The organism is Candidatus Electronema sp. JM (assembly GCF_048287415.1).
GTDB lineage: Bacteria > Desulfobacterota > Desulfobulbia > Desulfobulbales > Desulfobulbaceae > Electronema.
This window is the reverse complement of sequence record NZ_JBLWEN010000001.1, coordinates 131,726-152,789: the sequence shown is the minus strand read 5'-3', so window position 1 is coordinate 152,789 and position 21,064 is coordinate 131,726. Positions and strand designations below refer to the sequence as shown.

The window sequence follows — 21,064 nt, the reverse complement described above, 5'->3', positions numbered from 1 at the left end:
TGTATGAAAAACGGAATGAAGTCGGGCGGCTGTTCAGAAGGCTGAAGGGATTCCGCCGCATCTTCACCCGGTTTGACAAACTGGATGTCATGTTCATCGGGTTTGTCGTTTTTGCCTTGATCGTGATTGCAATCAAATAATGCTAACAGGTCATAGCTTCTTTTATCAATAAGTTGTGACTTACGCAAGAGGTCTAGTGTTAACAGTAACAGGCTCTAATATAAGGTGTGAAAAATTTTTCGCCCCTGCTGCATCACGTAGCCACTCAACGCAGGGGACAATTCTACATGCCATACACTGGAGATGGCGCGGCTGACGCTTCTGCTTTCCGCTCCCTGCTGATCTCCTCCAGCGCCCGACGCACCGCCTCCTTCAGTTCGTCCAAGCGGAACGGCTTGACGAGAAAATCGAACACCCCTTCCTGAAAAGCGATGTCCACCGTCTCCGGGCTGGCGTAGCCGCTGATGATGATCACCTTGCTGCGCGGACTCAATTTTTTGACCTGGCGGAAGACCTCCAGGCCGTCCATGCCCTTCATGCGGAAATCGGTGATCACCACATGGACCGGCGCACTGCTGATACGCTCCATCGCCGCCTGCGGGCTGGTGAAGGCCTGCGCGTTCAGTCCAATTTTGCTGAAGGTGTGTTGCAGCCGCTTGCCGATGATCGGCTCGTCATCAATAATGAGCAGGTCAGAGCTGTCGCTGGCCGTGGTTGTAAGCTGCATTCCGTCTCCTTGTCAAACCCTGTATTCCCCGTTCAGGAACGCTTCGGCATATCTGCCCGGATCATTGTCGCTCTCCATGCGCACATCCAGCTGGCGGGTGTAGCCCACCAGTCTGCCAAGGATGTCCAGCGCGCGCTCGGCCTCCCGCTGCGGCAGGCGCGAGAGCCGGGCTGTGACCAGGTCGCCTTTGGTCTGGACATTGAACTCGAACTCCTTGAGTATCTGCGCGATCATCGCCGCCCTGCGCGAGCGTTTGGTCATGTCCGTCACGCCGCCCAGAAAGCGGTAGTAAAGATGGTTGTTCTGCTCCGCCTCGCCGCAGTGCGCGTCTATAATATTATAATGATAGCCCAGACGAAAGCAAAGATTGACATAATTTCCGCCGATGATGGCGATGTTGTGGCCGCTGTACTGCTCCGCCGCCTCTTCGCGGATCGGACTGAACATGCTGTTCATCAGGTCGCGGATGCCTACCGGCATAGGATTGTTGTGCCATATCTCCGGGAAGAGCATCCCTTGCAGCACAGCACGGAAGGGCACGGAAGCAATGGCCTGAAACGGCACATCGCGCTCAGGCGCGTCAGAGGCAAGGCCGCCGCCGATGTCAATCACCAGAATGCCGGTGGGAATGGGCAGCTTCATCGGCCGGACGATGCTGCCCTTGATCAGCCGCCGCTCATCGCGGCCAAGGTTGACCATCTCCTGCACTGCTGACTCATGCGAGAAGCGGAGAATGTCGTGATAGGTGCGGCAGCCGTCTATGCTGAAGTCCTGCATCATCGGATCCACCAGATGCAGCTCAGAGACCTTCTTGAGAATGCGGCGGAGCAGGCGGAACTCGCGGCTGGACATCAGGTTGATGCAGGAGGTGGCGCGATAGACCAGCAGCTCGTCAACTAAGCCTCGATAGATGCGGCGGTCTTCCGCGTCCACGGTGATCAGCTCGCCTTCGCGCACCTTGCCGAGGATGCTGCCCACATTGACCAAGCAGGGCACTTGGAACTCGCGGCAGATGGTGGCCATGTGGCTGACCGGCGTGCCGGTCTCGGTGATGACACCGGCGGCCCGCTGGATGTAGGTGACGAGGCGGGAGGAATCGTGGTGCGTGACCAGCACTGAGCCTTCCGTGAACTCGCCGGTCTCCTCAGCAAAATTGACCAAATGCACTGGCCCGGCGGCAATGCCTTGCTGGGCCACTTTGCCTTGTCCGGCGCAGATGACCTCGTGCTGCTCCACACGGACTGGCAGGGCCTTTTCCCGCGCCGGGGTGTTGAGCACCAAGGGCCGGGCTTGGAGAATGTAGAGCTGGCCGCTGCTGTCAAAGGCCCATTCGATGTCCTGCGGCCGCTTGAAGAGCGTTTCCAAGTGCAGGGCTGTGCTGCCAAGCTGGAGCAGCTCATCGTCTGAGAGACAGGACGCAGTGCGCAGCTCCTTGGCGATGGCCCGGCTGGTCAGGCCGCTCTCGGCTCCGGCAAAGAGGCCTTGCTCTTTGTCCGCCACCTGCCGGGCAGCGATGCGCAGCGGCGGCCCCTTGTGGAGCTGGAAGGTGTCAGTGGCTGTGCCGCCTTCCACCACCGCCTCGCCTTGGCCCCACGCGGCCACCACCACCATCGTGTCGTGAGCGAGCTGCATGGTGTCCACCGAAAAGACGATGCCGCTGCTGCGGGAATCCACCATCCGCTGGCAGACCACGGCAATAGCCATCTTGCCTTCATCCGGGAAGACGCGGCGGCGGTACGACACAGCCCCGGCGCAGAACAGACTGGCCATCACCTCGCGGGCAGCAGCAAAGAGCGCATCCGGCTGGGCAGGCACGTTGAGCACCGACGTGAACTGGCCGGCAAAGGAGAAGTCCATGTCTTCCTCCTGCGCCGAGCTGCGCACCGCCAAGAAGAGCGGCTTGCTGGTCTGCGGCAGACGGCCTGCTGCTTGGGCAAGCGCGTCCAACAGGCCCGGCGGCGGCGCGGCAGCGAGCACGGCCTGTTCAATCAAGCTGCGCTGCTCCTCCAGCAGGTCGGCATCCGGCTCAGTGGCGGACATCAGCTCCTCAAAAGCAGTGAGCTGCTGCCGCAGGCCGTTATGGTCAATCAGATCGTTGTAGGCGCGGGCGGTGATGACAAAGCCGTCCGGCACGCGCAGCTGCGGATCATGCCGCATCACCGCCAAGTGCGCGGCCTTGCCGCCGACCAAGGCCCAGTTGCGCGGGCGGATCTCATCCAGCGTGAAGATCAGCGGCCCCTCGCGGTCTTCACGGCCAGCCAGGGTCAGGCGCAAGTCCTCGCTCAGACGCTCATGCACCTGATGCAGCTTGGCGTGACGGTCGCCGCACAGCTCATTCACCGCCAGCACTGAGCTGTGCACCGCCGCAATCAGCTCCTCAACCGAGGACTCAACATAGCGCATGTCAAAGAGGTAGTCGCCGCCCAGCTTCTCGCCCAGATCGGCAATGATCTCCAAAGCCTGATTGTTGCTGGCCAGCACCTTCTGAAAGCGTTCAAAGACCAGACGCGGGCTGACTGGCGGCGCGCTGCGGCCCGGCAGCAGCTTGAGCAAGGCAGTCCACAGGCTGCGGAGAGTTGCTCCTTTGTCGGCAGAACTATCAAGTTGGTTCATTTTTTATTTGAAAGAGTTCAGGCGGCAGTTCAGTCAATCTTTGAAAGCTCAGATCAAGCCTCGTTGCTCCTGTCTCCTCCACGTGTTTAATCCGCCGCAAGGCTTCTTCTTTGTTCATCGCCTCGTTCCTCCTTTGCATGTTTTCCGCAATGCTGCAGGGGCGAAAAATTTTTCGCCCCTACACCATTGCCACGACCATATTTGCTGCTGCCGCTGCATAGCACTATGCAGCCAAAGAGCATAATGTTATGCTCCGCAAGAGGATAACGTTGTCCTCTTGTCAAGCATAATGGTGTCCTCTGCCAGAGCATAAGCTGCCAGGAAGAACTCCATCGCCGACAGCAGCCACAGACTCAGCCTGCCTGCGGCATGTTTCCCTTTTCCACTGCCCGCTTGACCGACGCTTTCAGGTCTTTGATCTTCACCGGCTTGGGGAAGAAATCAAAAACATCGTCGCGCAGAGCCTCGATGGCCACATCAAGATTGGCGAAGGCAGTGATCATGATCACCGCTGTTGCCGGATAAAGCTGCTTGACGTTGCGCAAGACTTCCAGCCCGTCCACGCCTTTCATCTTCAAATCCGTGACCACGACAGCGAAGCTCTTCTCCTTGAGCCGCCTCAGCGCGCTCTCGCCGTCGAGAAACGTTTCCACATCGTAGCCATCCTGACTGAGGGACAGTTTGGCCATGTCGCCCACTATCCGTTCGTCGTCAATAATCATGATGCTGTGCATAGCTGACATCGCTCCAAGTCTGTCGGCAGGGTGACAGTGAAGGTCGTGCCCTTGTTCACTGTGCTCTTGACGTGAATCTCCCCGCCGTGGTTTTTGATGATTCCGTAGCTGACCCAGAGACCAAGGCCGGTGCCGCCCTCGTCTTTAGTCGTGAAGAAGGGGTCGAAGATGTGGTTGATCAGCTCCGGCGGAATGCCCTTGCCGGTGTCGCTGATTTCTATTTCCGCCATGTGCTGCTCAGGCAGCAGGCGGGTGCTGACACTGAGCACGCCGCCGGGCGGCATGGCCTGAATGGCGTTGATCAGCATGTTCACCAGCACCTGCTGAATCTGGTGCTCGTCCAAGCAGAGCTGGGGCAGGTTTTCGGCCAAGGCCAGCTTGGTGCGGATGTTGCCGATGGTCAGCATGTTCTGCACTAAGCCAATGCATTTCTGCGCCACCTCGTTCAGGCAGCGCGGCTCCATTTCCTTCTCCTTGGGCTTGGAGAAATCAAGCAGGTTCTTGATTGTCACCCGCAGGCGTTCGGTCTCCTCATCAATCTGGGCCATGAACTCCAGCTGCTGCCCGCTGTTCAGCTTGTCGTGCAGCTCTGTGAAGGTCTGCGCAATCATGGAGATGTTGTTGAGCGGATTGTTCAGCTCATGGGCCACACCGGCCACCAACACACCAATGGAAGCCAGGCGCTTGGAGCGGACAATCTCCTCTTCGCGCCGGTTCAGTTCGTCCGACATCGTGCTGATCGCCTGGACGATGGAACCCAGCTCATCTGCCGCTGGCTTCTCTTGGATAAGGGAGAACTCGCCCTTGGCAATCGAGCGTGTCAGCTGCTCCACCTGCCGAAGGGAACGGCGGATGCTCCGCGCATTCCACTGGGTGAAGACAAAGGCGAAGAAGATCACCGCCCAGAAGGAATGACGGAGCACGGCTTTCGAGCGCTCGATGATCTGCGCCACCTTGTCCCGCTCCATGGCGGTGAGATGTTCGGAGAAGGCGCGCAGGCTGTGGCCGGACTCCCGCACCCGCTTGTCCGCGCCATGCCCGTCTCGCAGGGCAAGGACATCGCTGCGGTACTCGGCCAGCAGCTGGACAAGGTACTTGTAGTCGCTGCCGCCCGTGACCTGCTCGATGTTCTCCCGCTCTTTCTCCAAGACCGGGACAGTCTCAGCAATGCGGGTGGAAATGGAGTTCAGGGCCTCCTTGTCGCCGTAAAGAAGATAGTTCTTCTCGGCGATGCGCATTTCCAAAAAGGCCGCGTTGAGGCCGTCAGCAATCGTGGTGAAGCGGAACTTGGCCAGCAGCTCGTCAAAGGAGTGGATCGCAAAGAGGCCGATCAGCACCAAAAGGCAGATGTTGATCGCGTCAGACAGGCAGATGCGGTGCAGGATCTTCATTCGTCGTCATCCTCCCAGCCAGCCAGGGCACCGCTGCGCGAGCGCGGCAGCTCGGCCTGCTCTTTGCGCACCGGCAGATACCAGAGCAGGCCGTCGGTGATCATCAGCAGGCCTGCGGCAATCAGCAGCGCATCAAAGATGGTGTTCAGGCCGAGGCCGAAATAGAGGATCAGGCCCACGCCAAAGCTGAAGAAGCTCACGCCAGTGCGGGTGAAGGCCAGCCCAGTGCGGGCGCGGGCATAGATGGTGCGGTAACAAGCAGCCACCGTGCGCTGGGCCGCCAGCACGTTGCGCTCACGGGCCAGATGCGTGCGCTCGCGGCTGGGCGGAGCCGGGAAAAGGATGGTCGAGTAGTCGGCGAGCAGCTCTCCCAGGCGGGCGAGCATGGATGCGCCGGTCTGCGGCGGCGGCAGGCTGCCCTTCAGCTCTTCCGGGAAATGGTACTGCTCCAAGAACGAGATGGTGGCCGCAGTCACTTCCATGATCGTCTGGCTGCCGGGCGGGCGTAGCTGCGAGCGGCGGATCCGCAGATACACCGCCACGCCCAGTCCGTTGCAGAGCAGGCCCAAAGCCAGGAGGAGGAAGGCCGCAGGCTTGGGCAGGCGCGGCGGAGTCAGGCGCAGCAAGGTCATGGCGACCGTGATCAGCGAGAGGCCAAAGCGGCCAAAGGCCAGTGCTGTGCGCGCCTTGGCCATGTCGGTGCGGCAGCAGGCGAGCAGCGTCCGCCACTGGGCCATGGTGTTGCGCCAATAGGCCAGGCCAGTGCGCTCAGTGCCGATAAGCAGGCCGGGCGGCGCGTGCAGATAATCCTGAATGAACCACTGCACGTCCTCCGGCAGGGTGACCATGCAGACCACATTGCTGCATCCGAGCGTCTGCCGCACCGAAGCGCACAGGCCCGGCGCGGCAGGGTTGGAGGCGGCGACCGTCACAGTGCCGTCCTCCTCCAAGAAGATGGGGAACCAGCCTTCCTTCAGCAAGGCCGGACCGGAGAGCTTGGGCAGGAAGTCCGGCGGGATGGGCAGCCGCTCATCATACTCCACCGGCTGGCAGGCGTGAATCTCAGCCAAGGCCTCCAGCAGCGTGACGCGCGGCACATTGTACTCATAGACCAGCAGCGTCGCAGGCGCCAGCCCGCGCAGCGTGGCGGCCTGCTCAATCTCCGCCAGCGTCTCTGCCGGCAGAACGCCCTTCCGGGCCAAGGCCGTCAGGAGCGTCTCGTTACTTGCTTGCACGATAAAACACCGTCTTCCGCCAATGGCGGGAGGGAATGCCGTAATCCGCCAGAGCTATTTCCAAATCCGCGAAGCAGTAGGGGAACTCCGTCCGTTTCCGCTCCGCAGGCACCGTCCAGTAAAAGCCGTCCGCAACTAAGACGGAGCCGCCGAGGATCAGGCACCAGTCGAGCAGCTGCCAGAGCAGGCCCGCATCCGGGAAGGAGACCAAGAAGGTGACACCGATCAGCAGGATGCTCAGGCCGGTGCGGATGAAGGCCATGCCCGTGCGCGAGCGGGCCATGACCGTCCGTAGCCGCGCCATGACATTGCGGCGGTCAGCTAAGACGGTGCGCTCCAAAGCTAGACCTGTGGTCGCCCAGAGGCCCGGCGCGTGCGAGCGGCGCACTGGCGGGGTTTGCAGGGGATTGGGGCTGGGGCAGGCCGCGACATGCGGGAAGAAGAAATCCCAGATCGTGCCCGCCTTGTTCGCTTTCTCCACCGAAGCCTGCCCTTCCTCGCCCGCAGGCCGACCTTTTTTATACCAGAAGAAGCCTTCCAGTGCCATGAGGATTCCGGCGGCCATCAAACTCACATCTAAGATGTGCCAATAAATGACTTCGGGAAAGGCCCGCATCAGGCCGAAGCCGAGGGAGAAAAAGGCCAGGCCGGTGCGGACAAAAGCCAGGCCGGTGCGCGCCTTCGCCATTTTGGTGCGGAGGCAGGCCAGCGTTGTCCGCTCCTCGGCCATGTCGGTGCGGTCGCTGGCGAGAAAGCGGCGGCGCATCAGCGGGGTGAGCTTGGTCCAGCCTGCCCGCAAGGCGGCTGCGCCCGGTGTCTCAGGCAGGCGGCGGAAGAGCGGGAAATCCTCCGCGTTCGAGGCCGCCAAGACTGTGGTGCCGTTGGTCGGCGTGGTGCCGGAGCAGGCGGGCAGACGGCTTTTCACCCGGCGGGCAGGCAGGTAGCTGACGATGCTGTCAACGCAGACCCATGCGCCGAGGAGAAAGAGCGGCAGCTCCAGCACTGCCAGCGTGCCCAGGCCGAAGACCCGCACGCCGAGCAGGGCGATGGTCATGAAGGACAGCGCGGTGCGGACGGTGGCCAGATCGGTGCGGCTTTTGGCCATCAAGGTGCGGTAGTGCGCGAAAAGCGAGCGGCGGCCTGCGAAGTAAGTGCGCACTCTGGCCAGCGGCGTGCGGCCTGCGGGCATGGGGAATCTGGGGTTGAGATCGCAGCTGTGCTCAAAGACCCGGATAAAGTCATGCGGCACAGTGAGGACAAAATCAAGCTCCACCTCGCCCAGCGTCTGGCGGACAGCGGCGGCGACCTCGTCCGGGGCGCGGTGCGTGAGGATTTTCACCTTCTCTTCCGTGACGTGTAGCGGCAGCCAGCCTTCCTGCCGCAGCTGCTCCGCATTGAGCTGAATGAGGATGAGGAACGGCACGCTGACCTTCTCGCTGTATTCCAGGACAGGGCAGCCGTATTGAGCTGCAAGCGCTTGCAGCTGCTCGTGCTTGGCCAGGCCGACAGGTGGAGTCATGTTCTCTTCGTTTGAGCAAAATCATAAACAGGGATATGGAGCATCTTGACTGGCTCGCTCTTCCTTTGAGCGATATCCAGCAGCATGTCCGCAACAGCCGGGGAATACACTTTCTCGCCGCAATGACTGCATACATCAGCCGGAACATGCTCAACAAAGATGTATGCTTCCTCATCCTCATAGCTGAATGTCACTGTGCCGCTTTTGAGCGGCCCTCCGCAGCATACGCATCTCATTGCAGATTTCTTTATCTTCAGAGCAGCCAATAAGCTGCGCGAGTTATTCAAAGCAACGCCTCGGCCAAAATCCCAAGCACTTAGGATTCTCAGGCCCAAGCGGTTGCGGGCTTACTTCCTCTGCCATTTCAGCAGAGCGTCAAACATCGCATTGAGGTTGATTCCCACGCCAAAAACTGAAGGCTCCAGCTTGAACATGGTGTTCAATGCGGCGCCTGTTTTGTTCACTGCTCCGCCTTTCCGTTCACCCTCAGCCAAAGCCAGCATCTGCCTGCCCTCGCTTTCATTGGCGAAATGCACCCGTTCCAGCAGCTCTTTCACACTATATGCCTTTTTCGTGCCTTCGGGGATAATCTTTTCCAAGCCCTGTTCCGCATAGCTGAGAAGTGTCTCGTAATCCACGCTGCGTTCCGGCTCATCCGGCATGGGCACGCGCTCGCTGACCTTCAAGCCTTCAAAGCCCGCATTGATTTCCCGCAGAGTGAGCCAAATCAGGGCGAGGAAGATTTTGCGCTCCTTGCCGGTCACAGCGATATGAATGCGGCGGGCCTCGTCATCCGCCCGCACCACCGCGCTGGCATCAAGCTGCGCATTCTTCAGGACAACGCCGCTGCGCCAGCGCAGTTCGCCTTGAATCTCTTTATGCCGATTGACAATAAAGCGGGGCATGACAGACGGCGGCAGGAAGTCCTCATAATGGAGAACAAAACGCAGGGCATTGCTGTAATAAAAGGTGAAGGAAGGCTCAGGCACGGCCAAAAGCTGCGGTATCAGCACCTCGCTCTCACCCACTTGATAGCACAGCTCGAACTTCTTCATCAGCTCGATGATGTAATGGTGATCAGCGGGATAATAACGATGCTCGCTGTCCTTCTTCTTTGCTAAGATGTCCGCCAGCGCATCCACGTGCAGCAGGCCCTTGGCATGTGCCACCGACGGCGCGTTGATGATCTTGTACACCGCCTCTGTCACCCATTGCGGATTAAGGACGTGATGATCGTTCAGCTCAAATTGATCAAAGTGAATGACCGTGCCCAGATCGTTGAGGAAATCCACCAAGACCTGCTGCGTGGTCGCGCCCTTCACCCCGGCTTCAAGGCAGATTTGCTCGAAGCGTTCGTAGTTGATGCGCGGCTCGTGCAGCTGCTCCAGCTTTTCCTTTGCCCGGAACCAGGTTGCGGGTCAGCGGTTCTTGCTCAAGGGCACCTTGTCTAACTCCTCGTGCAAGGCTTGCGTGAATGCCGCCATGCCCTGTCCGCTGTGGCAGGAAAGCGGCCAAAAGCCCTTGATGAACGGGTATTTCTCGTGCAGAAAAGGCCGGTTGAGATCAAAGCCGGGATTGATGTCCTGCTTGTTGAGCACCACTAAGACCGGCGAATCGCCGCCGAAGGTTTCGATGTAGCGCAGCCAGTATTCGGGCCGCTCGTCGCGCCGGTTGTCGAGGACAAGGACGTACAGGCTGCGGCGGGAAAGGAAAAACTGGTGCGTGGCGTGCATGATCTCTTGGCCGCCGAAGTCCCAGACATTGCAGCAGGGCAGCTGGCCTGCGCTTGCGGGCCGCCATTTGTTGATGCTGATGCCGTGCGTCATTGGCTCGTGCGGGTCGAACTGCTCCCCGCGCAGCCGCCTGACTAATGAGGTCTTGCCCGATGCGCCTTCGCCCACAAGGATGATCTTGACCTCGGCCAGCTCCTTGCTCTCGCCTTCCATTTCAGCGAAGTATTCGCGTATGGCTGAGATGCCTTTGATAGCTATTTCGTAAGGAGGAGAGACGAGGGGGTTATCGAAAGACCAAATATCTTTTAACTTGGGTAGTTGATTAATCTCTGGCGGTAGGGTGACAAGGTGGTTGCGAATGAGGTTAAGCAAGGTTAATTGTTTGAGTGTAAACACCTCAGGCGGTAATGAGATAAGGCAATTGTCGCTGAGTTCAAGCTGGGTGAGCTGCTTCATCTCAAACAGTTCTGGCGGTAGAAAGGCGAGACGATTATGAGTGAGACCAAGATAGGTGAGCTGCTTAAGCGCAAACACCTCAGGTGGTATTTCACTCAATCCTTGATTAAAGAGATTAAGCCACGTTGCCCCTGTCTCCGCAGCCTCTTTAATTAGCTGCAAGGCTTCTTCTTTGCTCATCGCCTCGTTCCTCCGTGGGTGTGTGGTTGTGCTAAGGGTGCCCCTGCAATGCCTTCGAGCATGGCTCGGATACTTGCAGCTTCCTCGCAGCCAAGCGGCCAGCAGGCTGTGGCTTGCGGTTGCACTATAGTGCAACCGATGTTTGCACTATGGTGCAACCGAGGTTTCCACTGTAGTGCAATGGCTGCTTCCACTATAGTGCAAGCATGATTCACAGCATAGTAGGAGGCGGTTCGCGAGCCGCCCCTACGTGGCCACGCTGCCCATTCAACCAATTTTCCGCCTGTTCCGCAATCACCCTGCAAGCACGGCGGTGCGCAAATAAAAACAGGGCAGACCAGCGGCCTGCCCCTGAACATGCTGCGTCGTCCCGAACGAAATGCTCAGTGCGAGCCGCCGCCCTTCTTGAAGATCATGCCCACGCCGAAACCGGCGGCGACAGCCACGACAATGGAGATGATGCCGTACAGCGTGCGGTTGTCAGCGGACATCTTAGCCAGCAGGGCGACAATGCCGGTCAGCTCAACCGTGAGCGCTGTCTCGGCGTGGCCTGTCACCTTGCCGTTTTTGGCGGTGACAGCCTCAATCTTGTAGCTGCCCGGAGGAGCCTGGAACGGCCAGGCCAGCGTGTAGCTGTAGCTGCCGTCCGCGCCGACCTTCACCGTGCCTTCCTCAACATTGTAGAGCTTCTCCTTCTTCTTGAAATCAAGGAACTGGCCGAACCAGTCGCCAGCAGGCATCGCGCCTTTCTCCGCCTTGATCACCGCCTTCTTCTGCAAAGCGTCCAAGCCCGCGTTCTCGGCAGTCCGCGCCTCCGCGTCCAGCACCTTGTCAACCGGGCCGGAGGAGGCGAGCAGATAGGTGCTGGGCAGGTTCTCAAACACCAAGGTGCCGAGCTTCATCCAGAAGATGCCTGCGGCCTTGCCCTTGTATTTGAGGTGGAACTCATGCTGCTCGGAGGGCGTGACTTTGACCAGCACGTCCTCGCCCGGCGCAGCCTGTCCTTTGACCTCCACAGCCGCGCCGTGGTAGAACAGGGATATTTTGATGTCCGACGGAGCGGCCTGAATGCTTGCCGCAGCGGCGGCATGAACGGAGAGCGCGAGCGCGGCGGCTGCGAGCAGGGCTGTTTTCATCATGCGCATGATCAATGTCCTCCAGCGTAGGAAAGCAGGTTGGCAGGCTGGAGTATCAAGTCGAAAACCAGCTTCACGGTCACGGACAGGACGATGACGGAAAGGAGGATCTTGAGCTGGTCGCCGTGCAGCTTGCGGCCCAGCTTCGCTCCGATCTGTGCGCCGAAGACCGAGCCGATCAGGAGGAGCAGGGCGAGGAGGAAGTCAACAGTCCGGTTGTAGTAGGCTTGCAGGAAGGTCACCTCAATGCAGGTGAAGAGGATCTGGAACAGGCTGGTGCCGACCACCACGTGCATCGGAATGCGCAGCATGTAGATCATCACCGGCACCATGAGGAAGCCGCCGCCCACGCCCATGATCGCCGCCAGCAGGCCGACAAAGGCGCCAAGGCCCACCGGCACCAGCGCGGAGAAGGACACGCCGGACTTCTCAAAGGTGGTCTGCAAGGGCAGACGCATGATCAGGCTCTTCTTGGCATTGTCCTTTGGCGCGGCAGGCTTGGCCTCGCCGCTCTTGGCCTTCTTCATCGCTGTCAGGCTCTCGACAAACATGAAGGAGCCGACTATGCCCAGCATGAGCACGTAGGTGATCTTGATCAGGAAGTCCGCGCCGCCAGTGGCGGTGAGCACTTTGATGACCTGCACGCCGAAAGCGCCGCCGAGGAAGCTGCCGATGAGCAGACAGATGCCCATCTTGTAGTCCACATTGCCCAGCCGCCAGTGGGTGTACATGCCGGAGGTGGAGGCGGCCACAATCTGGTTCGCGTCCGTGCCCGCAGCAATGGTGGGCGGAATGCCGATCATCATCAGCAGGGGGGTCATCAGCCAGCCACCTCCCACGCCGAAAAGGCCGGACAGCATTCCGACCGTGAATCCGATGCCCGACACCAGCAGGAAGTTCACGCTGGTGAGGGCGACAGGCAGGTACATGTACATCGTTGGTCTCTCCTTTATGTTGAAGTGGTTCAATTTGTTTGCAGGCAGAGCAGGTTGCGGCGCAGACTGGCAGACAGTGCTGCGCACGCAGCTTCAGCGGGAGTTATTTACTCAATTCTGCGGCGGAAGCAAAGAGGAAAACAGCAGCCTGACACATTATTTCAGCAGGAAGAACGCTGAAATAACACGGCAGGCTGAAACAGCCGTATTTTTAGGATGCTGCGAGAAAAAAACAGAAGAGTGCCGAGTTGAGCCGCGCTGGTGTCAGATGGCGGCGGCGAGAGTGGCAGGCTGCTTTCTTTTGCTGGCGGAGCAGCTGCAGCACGTGCTTTGCTCCCCTTCATTTATGCCCGCCCTCCTCGGCAAAAGTCTTTGCCAGCAGGCGGAGCAGGCTGTTGAGCTGCATTTTTATTCCTTTGACTGCTGACTTCATGCGGCAGGGGCTGCCGCTGTCAGGCAGCAGTCGCCGCCGACTGACGCAGCCCGGCGGGCGGCCCGCTCGGCCTCCTCCTTGCGGAGCAGCTCCCGTGCGGTTTCATGCTGGCCTTCTTCAGCAAAAGCGGCGGCGGCAAAGGTTTCTTCAAGCAGACAGCGGAGCGTGCAGGCGAGTTTCATGATTTTTCTCCTTGTATGTGGTGAAAAGCGGAAGTTCCGAGTACACTTGGTTTAATTAATGCAAGGTCTGTGCCAGTTGAGAAAAACGCCAGCAATGCCTTGATATACGCTGACAAGCGCAGGTGCGGATTCAGCCTGTCAGCCTGCCGCTGCTGCAAGAGGCAACAGTCTGGCCCGATTGCATAGAAAAGGTCAGACTGCTTGGGCCTGCAAGGGCTGTTGCATTTCAGAGAGCACTATTGCATTATGCAATCCATTATCAGCCGTCTACCGAACAGCCTTGTCCGGCGCATCCAGCTTGGCTACTGCCTGATGGTGCTGCTGGCCGCCACGATCACCCTCATGGTGGCTGTGGGCCTTGCCGACATCCGCCAGCGCGTCTCCACCTTGGAGTCTGTCGCCGCCCTGACTGACACCGTGCTGGAAATCCGCCGTTATGAGAAGAACTGGCTCCTGTACCGCGAGCAGCAGGAGTTCCTTGAGAACCAAGCGCAGATTGAGAATGCCTTCATGCTGCTTCGGGAAAAGCAGGTTGGGGAAGACCGCAAGGCTAAGGTGCGCTTGCAGGACGAGCTGTTCCGCTATCGCCAGCTCATGGATGCGGAATTCGCCTTCTTTCAGACGAATCGCCGTCATCTGAATGAGGAGGCCATCCGCAGCGCAGGCAAGGAGCTGGTGAATCTGTCTGGGGCGATGAACCGGAACATCCGCGAGGCGATAGACCGGAAGCTGGCCCGCCTGAAAGTTGCCGGACTGCTCCTTGTCGCTGCTGTGGCTGGCATGGCCCTGCTTCTTGGCAGGCAGATGCGCAATTTGATTGTGCAGCCGCTTCAGCATATTGTGGATTACACCCACAGCATCGCCGCAGGCAATTTCACCTGCTGGGAAGATGCTGCTGATCCGGTGGAAATCCAGGCGGTGAGCAAGGCGATTTGTCACATGATGGAGATTTTAGACAAGCGCGAGAAGCAGCTCGTCCAGAGCGAAAAGATGGCGGCGGTCGGCACTTTGGTGGCGGGCGTGGCGCATGAGCTGAACAACCCGCTTTCCAACGCCAGCACCTCGGCGCAGATACTGCTGGAAGAATTGCAGGAGGCAAACCTGCCGGACAGCGACTTTCTGCTTGAAATGGCCGCGCAGATAGACGAGGAAACAGACCGGGCGCGGAACATCATCCGCTCTCTGCTGGAGTTCGCCCATGACCGCGAAGTGCGGCCCAAAGAGCTGGAGCTGGGCGCGTTCATCCGCGAGACCTGCAAATTGGTCAAAGGCGACATCCCGGACACGCTTGAGTTCCGCACTGAAATCACGCAGGACGGCCTCTTCTGCGCTGACAAGCGGCAGCTCCAGCAGGCTCTGATCAATATTCTCCGCAATGCAGCGCAAGCCTTGGACGGCGCAGGGCAGATTTTGCTCAAAGCAGGCATCGCGGCAGAGGAAGGGCTGCTCCGTATTGAAGTGCGCGACAACGGCCCCGGCATCGCGGCAGTGGATATGGAGAAAATCTTTGATCCTTTCTACACCACCAAGGAAGTTGGCAAGGGCAGCGGCCTTGGTTTGGCTGTGACCCGCGAGATCATCACCAAGCACGGTGGCGCAATCACGGTTGAGAGTGCGCAGGGGCAGGGCGCGGCGTTTTTCATCAGCCTGCCGGTGAAAAAAATGAAGGACAATACACTCAATCCAAGTTGTGATCTATAACATTGCTTTTTCAATTTAAAGCCATGTCAGGTGACGACATGGATATACGCTGAGAGTTTTGATCATAAGAAAAAGCTATATCATTTCAACATGCACGACACCCATGAGCTTATATCACGTTATATTTAAGAAAAAATTTGGAACTATCAGCATTAAGCCTCTGATAAAATATGTTGTTATTCTTATCGCAGTTTATATACCAATAGCGGCGATTGCATTCACTTCAAATTTACTTACAAAAACAGATAAGAACGCCGCAATTCTGCTGTCCGCACATGCCTTTTCAGATTATGATTATTGGGCGCCGCCGTTCGGCTTTTTGGGAAGCTACCCGGCATGGACGTGGTATTTTAATGCAAGAGGAGAAAAAATAGACTATTTTTTTGCGGCTACCAAAGCGGATTTCATGAACGTTCTCACTGATCCAAAATATCAAAGCATCGTGCTTGTCGGGCATGGCAGCTACAATATGTGGCGGGCGACAGATGACCAGGTGGCAAATTATGATATCGAAGCCATGCAGGGGAAGTTTCAAAAAAAAGAAGGAGAATGGTTCCAGCTTTCATGCGCTGATCCTGATTTTTCACCAGTGCATATCGGAGAATTGGTCATGGCTAAGAAGAATGTCTATCATTACAATGGCCCAGCCGGATCGCTTGATTTCATCCTTGATGCGTTGACCGCTTTCAGGCATATTAAGAAATATAATGTTATGGAGAAATGAGGATATGGCACCTGCTTGCTTTATAAGCATATCAGGCGAAATTTTGGCCCTTGAGAATGTGAGCGCGGTCGCAAAGTTCCGCTCCTTTTTAATCATCGGCGCAGACGAGGCATCAGGCCATGACGGAGACGAGAATCGCATTCAGTTTCTTACGATAAACAGCGACGGCAGCTGCGTGGCGGCGCACAGTATCCTCGTAACGCAAGGCAAGGAGCTGGATATTGAAGGCATCTGCGTTGAAGGCGATCTTGCTTACGTCATCGGCTCGCACTCCTCCAAACGGAAGAAGATCAAGAAAGAACGCAACTGGAAGGAAAACCGGGAGACTTTTCATCAGGACAAAATTGAAGACGAGGTCAGCCGGGACTGGCTCTTCCGCCTGCGGCTGAATGAAGACGGCAAGGAGCTGGCGAAGGACAGAATCAGTCTGCGCGGCATCATTTATAATGATCCGGCCTTGAAAGCCTTCTGCGGCATTCCCAGCAAAGAGAACGGCGTTGACATTGAAGGCCTTGCTGTCAAGGACGGCTGGCTGCATGTCGGTTTCCGGGGACCGGTCTTCCGGGACAATTACGTCCCGGTGCTGCGGCTGCGTTGGGAGGAGCCGGAACAATACGAGCTGCTGTATGTCCGGCTCGGCGGGCGGGGTATCCGCGATCTCGCCACTGTTGCTGACGGTTTTTTGATCTTGGCCGGGCCGGTGGGCGACGGGACAGATTCGTATCAAATTTATCATTGGAACGGCAAAGACACGGTGCCGGGCAAAGACCGCAGGCCGGAGGATATGGGCAGGCTGTGTCTGCTTGGTGAAATTGCGCCGCCGGACGAGGACTCCAAGGCTGAGGGCTTGGCTGTGCTTGAGGAGCGGCAGGACAGCTGGCAGCTTGTCATTGCCTATGACGGTGCCAAAGACCAGAACCGCCTGCTGCAACGCGTCAGCATCAGCAGGCGCAAGGACTGATTTTTCATGACCGCATCCATTAAAATCATCGGCGGCGGCTTAGCGGGCTGCGAGGCCGCTTGGCAGGCTGCGCAGCGCGGCTGCTCCGTCGAATTATACGAGATGAAGCCGACGCGCTTCAGCCCGGCGCACGAATCCGAGCTGCTCGGCGAATTAGTCTGCTCGAACTCGCTGCGCTCCAATGCGCCGGATTCGGCGGTCGGCCTGCTGAAAGAGGAAATGCGGCGGCTGTATTCATTGGTCATCCGGGCGGCGGAGGCCAGCGCGGTTCCGGCAGGCACAGCACTGGCGGTTGACCGGCAGCAGTTTGCTGAATATCTGACCAGAGTTATGGACGCGCATCCGCGCATCACCGTCATCCGCGAGGAAGTCACAGCCCTGCCGGAGACGGACAGGCCGGTGATTCTCGCCACCGGGCCGCTGACCTCCGAGGCCATGACCGCCAGCTTGATCGCTCTGACCGGAGAACAGCATCTCGCTTTCTACGATGCCATCGCCCCGATTGTGGCCGCAGACTCGCTCAACATGAAGCGTATCTACCGCAAATCGCGCTGGGATGACGACACGCCGGGCGATTACCTCAACTGCCCGATGGATGAGGCGGAGTACAACGCCTTCATTGACTTGCTCGGCAATGCCCAAACCGTGCCGCTGAAGGCGTTCGAGGAGCCGAAGTATTTTGAGGGCTGCCTGCCGATTGAGGTGATGTGCGCACGCGGCAAGGACACCCTGCGTTTCGGGCCGATGAAGCCGGTCGGCTTGGCTGATCCGCGCACCGGCAGGGAGCCGCACGCGGTTGTCCAGCTGCGGGCCGAGAACCTCGACGGCACTTCGTACAATCTCGTCGGCTTCCAGACCAAGCTCACCTATGCCGAGCAGCAGCGGGTTTTCCGCACTATTCCCGGCTTGGAGCAGGCGGAGTTCGTCCGTCTCGGCTCCATTCACCGCAACACCTTCATCTGCGCCCCGGTCTTGCTTGATCCATTTTTACAGATGAAAAAGCGGCCCGGCCTCTTCCTTGCCGGACAGCTTTCCGGGGTCGAGGGCTATGTGGAGTCAACGGCGATGGGTCTGCTGGCAGGTATCAACGCCGCCCGCTTGGCGCAGGGGCAAACAATGGCCGCGCCGCCCGCAGGCACTGCTCTTGGCGCACTTATCCGTCATCTCACTGAAACCGATCCGGCCCATTTTCAACCCTCGAATGTCAACTTCGGCCTCTTCCCGCCGCTGTCGGGCCGAGTGCGCAAAAAAGACCGAGGCGGCCAGCGGGCCGAGCTGGCCTTGCGACTGCTGGCTGAGTGGCAGAACGAGCTGTGACGCATGACCGTCTCGCTCATTATTCCTGTTTGGAACGGCGGGTACTGGCTGGACGAGCTGCTCACTGCGCTGGCCCGGCAGACCTTGCTGCCCGACGAAATTCTGCTGGTGGATTCCGGCTCCACTGACAACAGTTTGAGCATCATCCGGCGGCATCAGACCACCAATCCGGCCATCCGCCTGCTGGAAATTCCTCAGCAGGATTTTGATCACGGCGGCACTCGCACTTGGGCTGCCCAGCAGACCTCCGGCGAAATTCTCATCTGCATGAGCCAAGACGCAATTCCGGCGGCAGATGACGCGCTGGAGCGATTAGTCCGGCCTTTTCACGATAAAGACAGGCTGGCCGCCACCTATGGCCGCCAGCTTCCGGCCCAAGATGCCACGCTGTTCAGCGAGCATCTGCGCCGTTTCAATTATCCAGAGCAGGCGCAATGCCGCCGCTGGAACGATCGAGCCAAATTCGGCTTCAAAACCATTTTCATCTCCAATTCCTTTGCCGCATGGCGACGGGAGCCGCTGGCTACTGCTGGTTATTTCCCGCAGCGGCTTCTTTTTGGCGAAGACACCTTGACCTTGGCCAAACTGCTTGAAAACGGCTATGATGTGCTCTACGTCAGCGAGGCCCTTGTCTGGCATTCTCATAATTACTCTATCATGCAGGAAGCGCGGCGGTATTTCGACATTGGCGTGCTTCATGCCGAAGAGCAGGCTCTGCTGCGGCAGTTCGGCGGGGCTGGCGGCGCAGGCAGGCAGTATGTGCGTTCCGAGCTGGCCTTGCTGTTGGCCCGGAAAAAATACCAGCTCCTGCCGGAATGGTTTTGCCGCAATGCAGGCAAATTCATCGCCTATCAGCTCGGCAGACGGCACCGCCTGCTGCCCCGGTCTTGGGCGAAAACACTCAGCATGAATCCCGGCTGGCAAGGCTGGGCACGTTAATCCATGTCCCCTGCCCTGTCGTGGAACCTGCGTCAGCGCACCTCGTCCATCTACAAACTGCTGCATATTCTCGATTGCCTGCTGGTCTGCGGCTATCTCAGCTTGCTGGTGGATTGGCATCAGGTGCCGTGGAGCCAATACTACACCTGGCTTGAGGCTGTCGTTTTTGTCGCCAGTTTTATCAGCTTTCATTATTTTCAGCTTTACCGCTCGTGGCGGGGCTGGAAGCTCTATCTGGAATTTTTCGTCATCCTGAAGGCCTGGGCGGCAGTTGTCGGCATCCTGCTTTTCTATTTCTTCATCTGCAAAGTTTCGGAAGGCTACTCGCGGGCAATCTTCATCGTCTGGTCATTGACCACGCCGCTGCTGCTTTTCCTTTCCCATTTGGCAGTGCGTCAGCTTCTGCGCCATTACCGGGCGCAGGGCAAAAACATCCGCCATGCGGTGGTCATCGGCGCGGGCGAACTGGGGGTGCGGATGGCCCAGCAGACCGAGGCCATTCCGTGGGCGGGCATCGAAGTGCTGGGTTTTTTTGACGACAAGCTGGAGCAAAAAGGCCATCTTGCGGTCAACAAACCCTTGCTCGGCAGAATCCGTGATTTGCGCGAATATCTGATGGTCAACGACATTGACTACGTGTATATCGCCTTGCCGATGCGGGCGGAGCGGAAAATCTTCTGGATCCTGCGCGAATGCCGCGACCTCGGCGCACAGCTCTATCTGGTGCCTGATCTCTATATTTTCGGTTTACATCACGCGGAGATACAGTCCATCGGCGAAATGCTGGTTCTCAGCTTCAACCCAGATCATAGCTGGAAGCGCAGCTTTGATATCGTTTTTTCACTACTTATCCTCATCCTGACCGCGCCGCTGATGTTCTTGATCATGCTGCTGATTAAATTGGACAGCAGAGGGCCGGTGATCTACCGCCATCGGCGGATCACCGCGACAGGCCGGGAATTTGAATGCCTGAAGTTTCGCACGATGGTGGTGGACGCAGATAAGAAGCTGCACGAGCTGCTGGAACGTGATTCTGCCTTGGCCGAGGAATGGCGCAGCACCTTCAAACTCAAGCATGACCCCCGTGTGACGCGGATGGGCCGTTTTCTCCGCCGCAGCAGCTTGGATGAATTCCCCCAGTTTATCAACGTCCTGAAAGGCGAAATGAGCGTGGTCGGGGCACGGCCTATCGTCGGCAGAGAGCTGGAGGAATACTACAAGGGCAGCGGCGGGCCGAGCGCGGGCCGCTATGTCTCGATGAAGCCGGGCATCACCGGGCTGTGGCAGGTGAGCAAACGCAGCGATACGGAAAATTATCAGGAGCGAATTGAGCTGGATGACTGGTATGTCCTCAATCACTCCCTTGTCGGCGATCTGAAGATCATCCTCAAAACGGTCGGCTGCATGATCAGCGGCAAGGGGGCGTATTAAAGCTGCCGGACATGCAAGCTGTAGTATTTCAGTTTTTAGATAATTTGAAAACTTCCTCGACGTAAATGCTCAATCCAAGCTGTGACCTGTAGCCTTGTTTTTTCAATGTAAACGATGTGACGGCCTCCGCTGTTGCACCGCCGAGACAGGCAGCAAGGCAGCTCAAAAGCCCTTTTAAAATACTTGAAATTTATTGCAGGTGATCACATACTGAGCAGCGCAGTATTCATCGGCAGCCTGCCCTTGTCAAGCCTGAATTGCTCTGGCTGCTGGAACAACTTGAGACATTGAGAAAAAACTATGGAACTTGCTGAAATGGTTGTTTCTTCTTTAGTGCCAGTACTTCCTTATCTGTTGAGCGGTGGGGGACAGATACTGGGAGGAGCGTTAGAAAAAATAGGTTCTGACGGATGGGAGACGGCCAAGGCTGTCTGGACAAAAATTTCTTCCCGTTCTTCTGCAAGAGTTGAAGGTGTGAAAATGGCGGCAGAAGATGTGGTACGGGATCCTTCAGAAGAAGATGCGCAGAAGACTCTGCACTTTCAAGTGAAAAAGCTGCTCCAAGAAGATCAGGAATTAGCGTTAGATATCGCACGGCTTTATGGGGTAAAGGTAGAAAGAATTGTGCAAACAGGAGGTGTGCTTATCAAAAATTCCACCTTTGTCAATGAAGGGACTTTTATAGGCAGGGATCAAATAAATAAAAAATGAAGAGAG

The 21,064-nt window shown here is 58.0% G+C and carries 19 protein-coding genes and 2 pseudogenes; 8 read left to right on the top strand and 13 right to left on the bottom strand.

What is annotated here, in order from left to right:
* Window positions 1-140 (top strand): annotated as a pseudogene (locus tag ACNKH6_RS00680) (IS5/IS1182 family transposase); the annotation flags it as partial.
* Window positions 141-283: 143 nt separating this feature from the next.
* Here ACNKH6_RS00680 and ACNKH6_RS00675 read toward each other — a convergent pair.
* From ACNKH6_RS00675 to ACNKH6_RS00615, 13 genes and pseudogenes are all read right to left on the bottom strand, one after another.
* Entirely contained in the window at window positions 284-727 is a 444-nt protein-coding gene (locus tag ACNKH6_RS00675; protein ID WP_417913618.1) for a response regulator, read from the bottom strand.
* 12 nt (window positions 728-739) lie between these two features.
* Complete coding sequence (locus ACNKH6_RS00670) at window positions 740-3,340, bottom strand: PEP/pyruvate-binding domain-containing protein (protein ID WP_417913617.1); 2,601 nt, start codon at window positions 3,338-3,340, stop codon at window positions 740-742.
* A complete protein-coding gene (locus ACNKH6_RS00665; RefSeq protein WP_417913616.1) occupies window positions 3,327-3,458 on the bottom strand; it encodes a hypothetical protein in 132 nt (43 codons plus the stop codon). The genes ACNKH6_RS00670 and ACNKH6_RS00665 overlap by 14 nt, the downstream gene beginning before the upstream one ends.
* 235 nt (window positions 3,459-3,693) lie before the next feature.
* Window positions 3,694-4,074, bottom strand: a complete 381-nt coding sequence (locus ACNKH6_RS00660) for a response regulator (RefSeq protein WP_417913615.1) — start codon at window positions 4,072-4,074, stop codon at window positions 3,694-3,696.
* Window positions 4,059-5,465 (bottom strand): sensor histidine kinase, encoded by a 1,407-nt coding sequence (locus ACNKH6_RS00655; RefSeq protein ID WP_417913614.1) that lies wholly within the window; start codon window positions 5,463-5,465, stop codon window positions 4,059-4,061. The genes ACNKH6_RS00660 and ACNKH6_RS00655 overlap by 16 nt, the downstream gene beginning before the upstream one ends.
* Window positions 5,462-6,700, bottom strand: a complete 1,239-nt coding sequence (locus ACNKH6_RS00650) for a DUF202 domain-containing protein (RefSeq protein WP_417913613.1) — start codon at window positions 6,698-6,700, stop codon at window positions 5,462-5,464. Before ACNKH6_RS00650 ends, ACNKH6_RS00655 begins: the two co-directional genes overlap by 4 nt.
* Complete coding sequence (locus ACNKH6_RS00645) at window positions 6,687-8,219, bottom strand: hypothetical protein (protein ID WP_417913612.1); 1,533 nt, start codon at window positions 8,217-8,219, stop codon at window positions 6,687-6,689. The genes ACNKH6_RS00650 and ACNKH6_RS00645 overlap by 14 nt, the downstream gene beginning before the upstream one ends.
* Complete coding sequence (locus ACNKH6_RS00640; protein WP_417913611.1) at window positions 8,216-8,554, bottom strand: type II toxin-antitoxin system MqsA family antitoxin; 339 nt, start codon at window positions 8,552-8,554, stop codon at window positions 8,216-8,218. Before ACNKH6_RS00640 ends, ACNKH6_RS00645 begins: the two co-directional genes overlap by 4 nt.
* 12 nt (window positions 8,555-8,566) lie before the next feature.
* Window positions 8,567-9,625, bottom strand: a pseudogene (locus tag ACNKH6_RS00635) (COR domain-containing protein); the annotation flags it as partial.
* Between the two features lie 12 nt (window positions 9,626-9,637).
* On the bottom strand, window positions 9,638-10,588 hold the full coding sequence (locus ACNKH6_RS00630) for an ADP-ribosylation factor-like protein (RefSeq protein ID WP_417913610.1): 951 nt from the start codon (window positions 10,586-10,588) through the stop codon (window positions 9,638-9,640).
* 383 nt (window positions 10,589-10,971) lie between these two features.
* Entirely contained in the window at window positions 10,972-11,733 is a 762-nt protein-coding gene (locus tag ACNKH6_RS00625) for a TIGR02186 family protein (RefSeq protein WP_417913609.1), read from the bottom strand.
* 2 nt (window positions 11,734-11,735) lie between these two features.
* On the bottom strand, window positions 11,736-12,659 hold the full coding sequence (locus ACNKH6_RS00620; protein ID WP_417913608.1) for a sulfite exporter TauE/SafE family protein: 924 nt from the start codon (window positions 12,657-12,659) through the stop codon (window positions 11,736-11,738).
* 429 nt (window positions 12,660-13,088) lie between these two features.
* Window positions 13,089-13,274: a hypothetical protein gene (locus ACNKH6_RS00615; protein WP_417913607.1), complete on the bottom strand. Its 186-nt coding sequence runs from the start codon at window positions 13,272-13,274 to the stop codon at window positions 13,089-13,091.
* A 246-nt stretch (window positions 13,275-13,520) separates the two neighbouring features.
* On the opposite strand from ACNKH6_RS00615, the gene ACNKH6_RS00610 reads away from it, so the two are divergent.
* The 7 genes from ACNKH6_RS00610 (at window position 13,521) to ACNKH6_RS00580 (ending at window position 21,058) form a co-directional block, all read left to right on the top strand.
* Window positions 13,521-14,975 (top strand): sensor histidine kinase, encoded by a 1,455-nt coding sequence (locus ACNKH6_RS00610; RefSeq protein WP_417913606.1) that lies wholly within the window; start codon window positions 13,521-13,523, stop codon window positions 14,973-14,975.
* A 103-nt stretch (window positions 14,976-15,078) separates the two neighbouring features.
* Window positions 15,079-15,699, top strand: coding sequence for a hypothetical protein (locus ACNKH6_RS00605; RefSeq protein ID WP_417913605.1), 621 nt, complete (start codon window positions 15,079-15,081; stop codon window positions 15,697-15,699).
* Between the two features lie 58 nt (window positions 15,700-15,757).
* The gene (locus tag ACNKH6_RS00600) at window positions 15,758-16,660 is read left to right on the top strand and encodes a DUF3616 domain-containing protein (protein WP_417913604.1); all 903 of its coding nucleotides are present in this window, start codon (window positions 15,758-15,760) and stop codon (window positions 16,658-16,660) included.
* A gap of 6 nt (window positions 16,661-16,666) precedes the next feature.
* Entirely contained in the window at window positions 16,667-17,977 is a 1,311-nt protein-coding gene (trmFO, locus tag ACNKH6_RS00595; RefSeq protein WP_417913603.1) for a methylenetetrahydrofolate--tRNA-(uracil(54)-C(5))-methyltransferase (FADH(2)-oxidizing) TrmFO, read from the top strand.
* Between the two features lie 3 nt (window positions 17,978-17,980).
* Window positions 17,981-18,916, top strand: coding sequence for a glycosyltransferase family 2 protein (locus tag ACNKH6_RS00590; protein WP_417913602.1), 936 nt, complete (start codon window positions 17,981-17,983; stop codon window positions 18,914-18,916).
* A 3-nt stretch (window positions 18,917-18,919) separates the two neighbouring features.
* The gene (locus tag ACNKH6_RS00585; RefSeq protein WP_417913601.1) at window positions 18,920-20,347 is read left to right on the top strand and encodes a sugar transferase; all 1,428 of its coding nucleotides are present in this window, start codon (window positions 18,920-18,922) and stop codon (window positions 20,345-20,347) included.
* Between the two features lie 300 nt (window positions 20,348-20,647).
* A complete protein-coding gene (locus ACNKH6_RS00580) occupies window positions 20,648-21,058 on the top strand; it encodes a hypothetical protein (protein ID WP_417913600.1) in 411 nt (136 codons plus the stop codon).
* The last annotated feature ends 6 nt before the right edge of the window (window positions 21,059-21,064 follow it).

Bases quoted from the DNA above. Each gene is read 5' to 3' on its own strand.
- ACNKH6_RS00675 (WP_417913618.1), bottom strand. From the start codon at position 727: ATGCAGCTTACAACCACGGCCAGCGACAGCTCTGACCTGCTCATTATT.
- ACNKH6_RS00670 (WP_417913617.1), bottom strand. From the start codon at position 3,340: ATGAACCAACTTGATAGTTCTGCCGACAAAGGAGCAACTCTCCGCAGC.
- ACNKH6_RS00665 (WP_417913616.1), bottom strand. From the start codon at position 3,458: ATGAACAAAGAAGAAGCCTTGCGGCGGATTAAACACGTGGAGGAGACA.
- ACNKH6_RS00660 (WP_417913615.1), bottom strand. From the start codon at position 4,074: ATGCACAGCATCATGATTATTGACGACGAACGGATAGTGGGCGACATG.
- ACNKH6_RS00655 (WP_417913614.1), bottom strand. From the start codon at position 5,465: ATGAAGATCCTGCACCGCATCTGCCTGTCTGACGCGATCAACATCTGC.
- ACNKH6_RS00645 (WP_417913612.1), bottom strand. From the start codon at position 8,219: ATGACTCCACCTGTCGGCCTGGCCAAGCACGAGCAGCTGCAAGCGCTT.
- ACNKH6_RS00630 (WP_417913610.1), bottom strand. From the start codon at position 10,588: ATGAGCAAAGAAGAAGCCTTGCAGCTAATTAAAGAGGCTGCGGAGACA.
- ACNKH6_RS00625 (WP_417913609.1), bottom strand. From the start codon at position 11,733: ATGCGCATGATGAAAACAGCCCTGCTCGCAGCCGCCGCGCTCGCGCTC.
- ACNKH6_RS00620 (WP_417913608.1), bottom strand. From the start codon at position 12,659: ATGTACATGTACCTGCCTGTCGCCCTCACCAGCGTGAACTTCCTGCTG.
- ACNKH6_RS00615 (WP_417913607.1), bottom strand. From the start codon at position 13,274: ATGAAACTCGCCTGCACGCTCCGCTGTCTGCTTGAAGAAACCTTTGCC.
- ACNKH6_RS00610 (WP_417913606.1), top strand. From the start codon at position 13,521: ATGCAATCCATTATCAGCCGTCTACCGAACAGCCTTGTCCGGCGCATC.
- ACNKH6_RS00605 (WP_417913605.1), top strand. From the start codon at position 15,079: ATGAGCTTATATCACGTTATATTTAAGAAAAAATTTGGAACTATCAGC.
- trmFO (WP_417913603.1), top strand. From the start codon at position 16,667: ATGACCGCATCCATTAAAATCATCGGCGGCGGCTTAGCGGGCTGCGAG.
- ACNKH6_RS00590 (WP_417913602.1), top strand. From the start codon at position 17,981: ATGACCGTCTCGCTCATTATTCCTGTTTGGAACGGCGGGTACTGGCTG.
- ACNKH6_RS00585 (WP_417913601.1), top strand. From the start codon at position 18,920: ATGTCCCCTGCCCTGTCGTGGAACCTGCGTCAGCGCACCTCGTCCATC.
- ACNKH6_RS00580 (WP_417913600.1), top strand. From the start codon at position 20,648: ATGGAACTTGCTGAAATGGTTGTTTCTTCTTTAGTGCCAGTACTTCCT.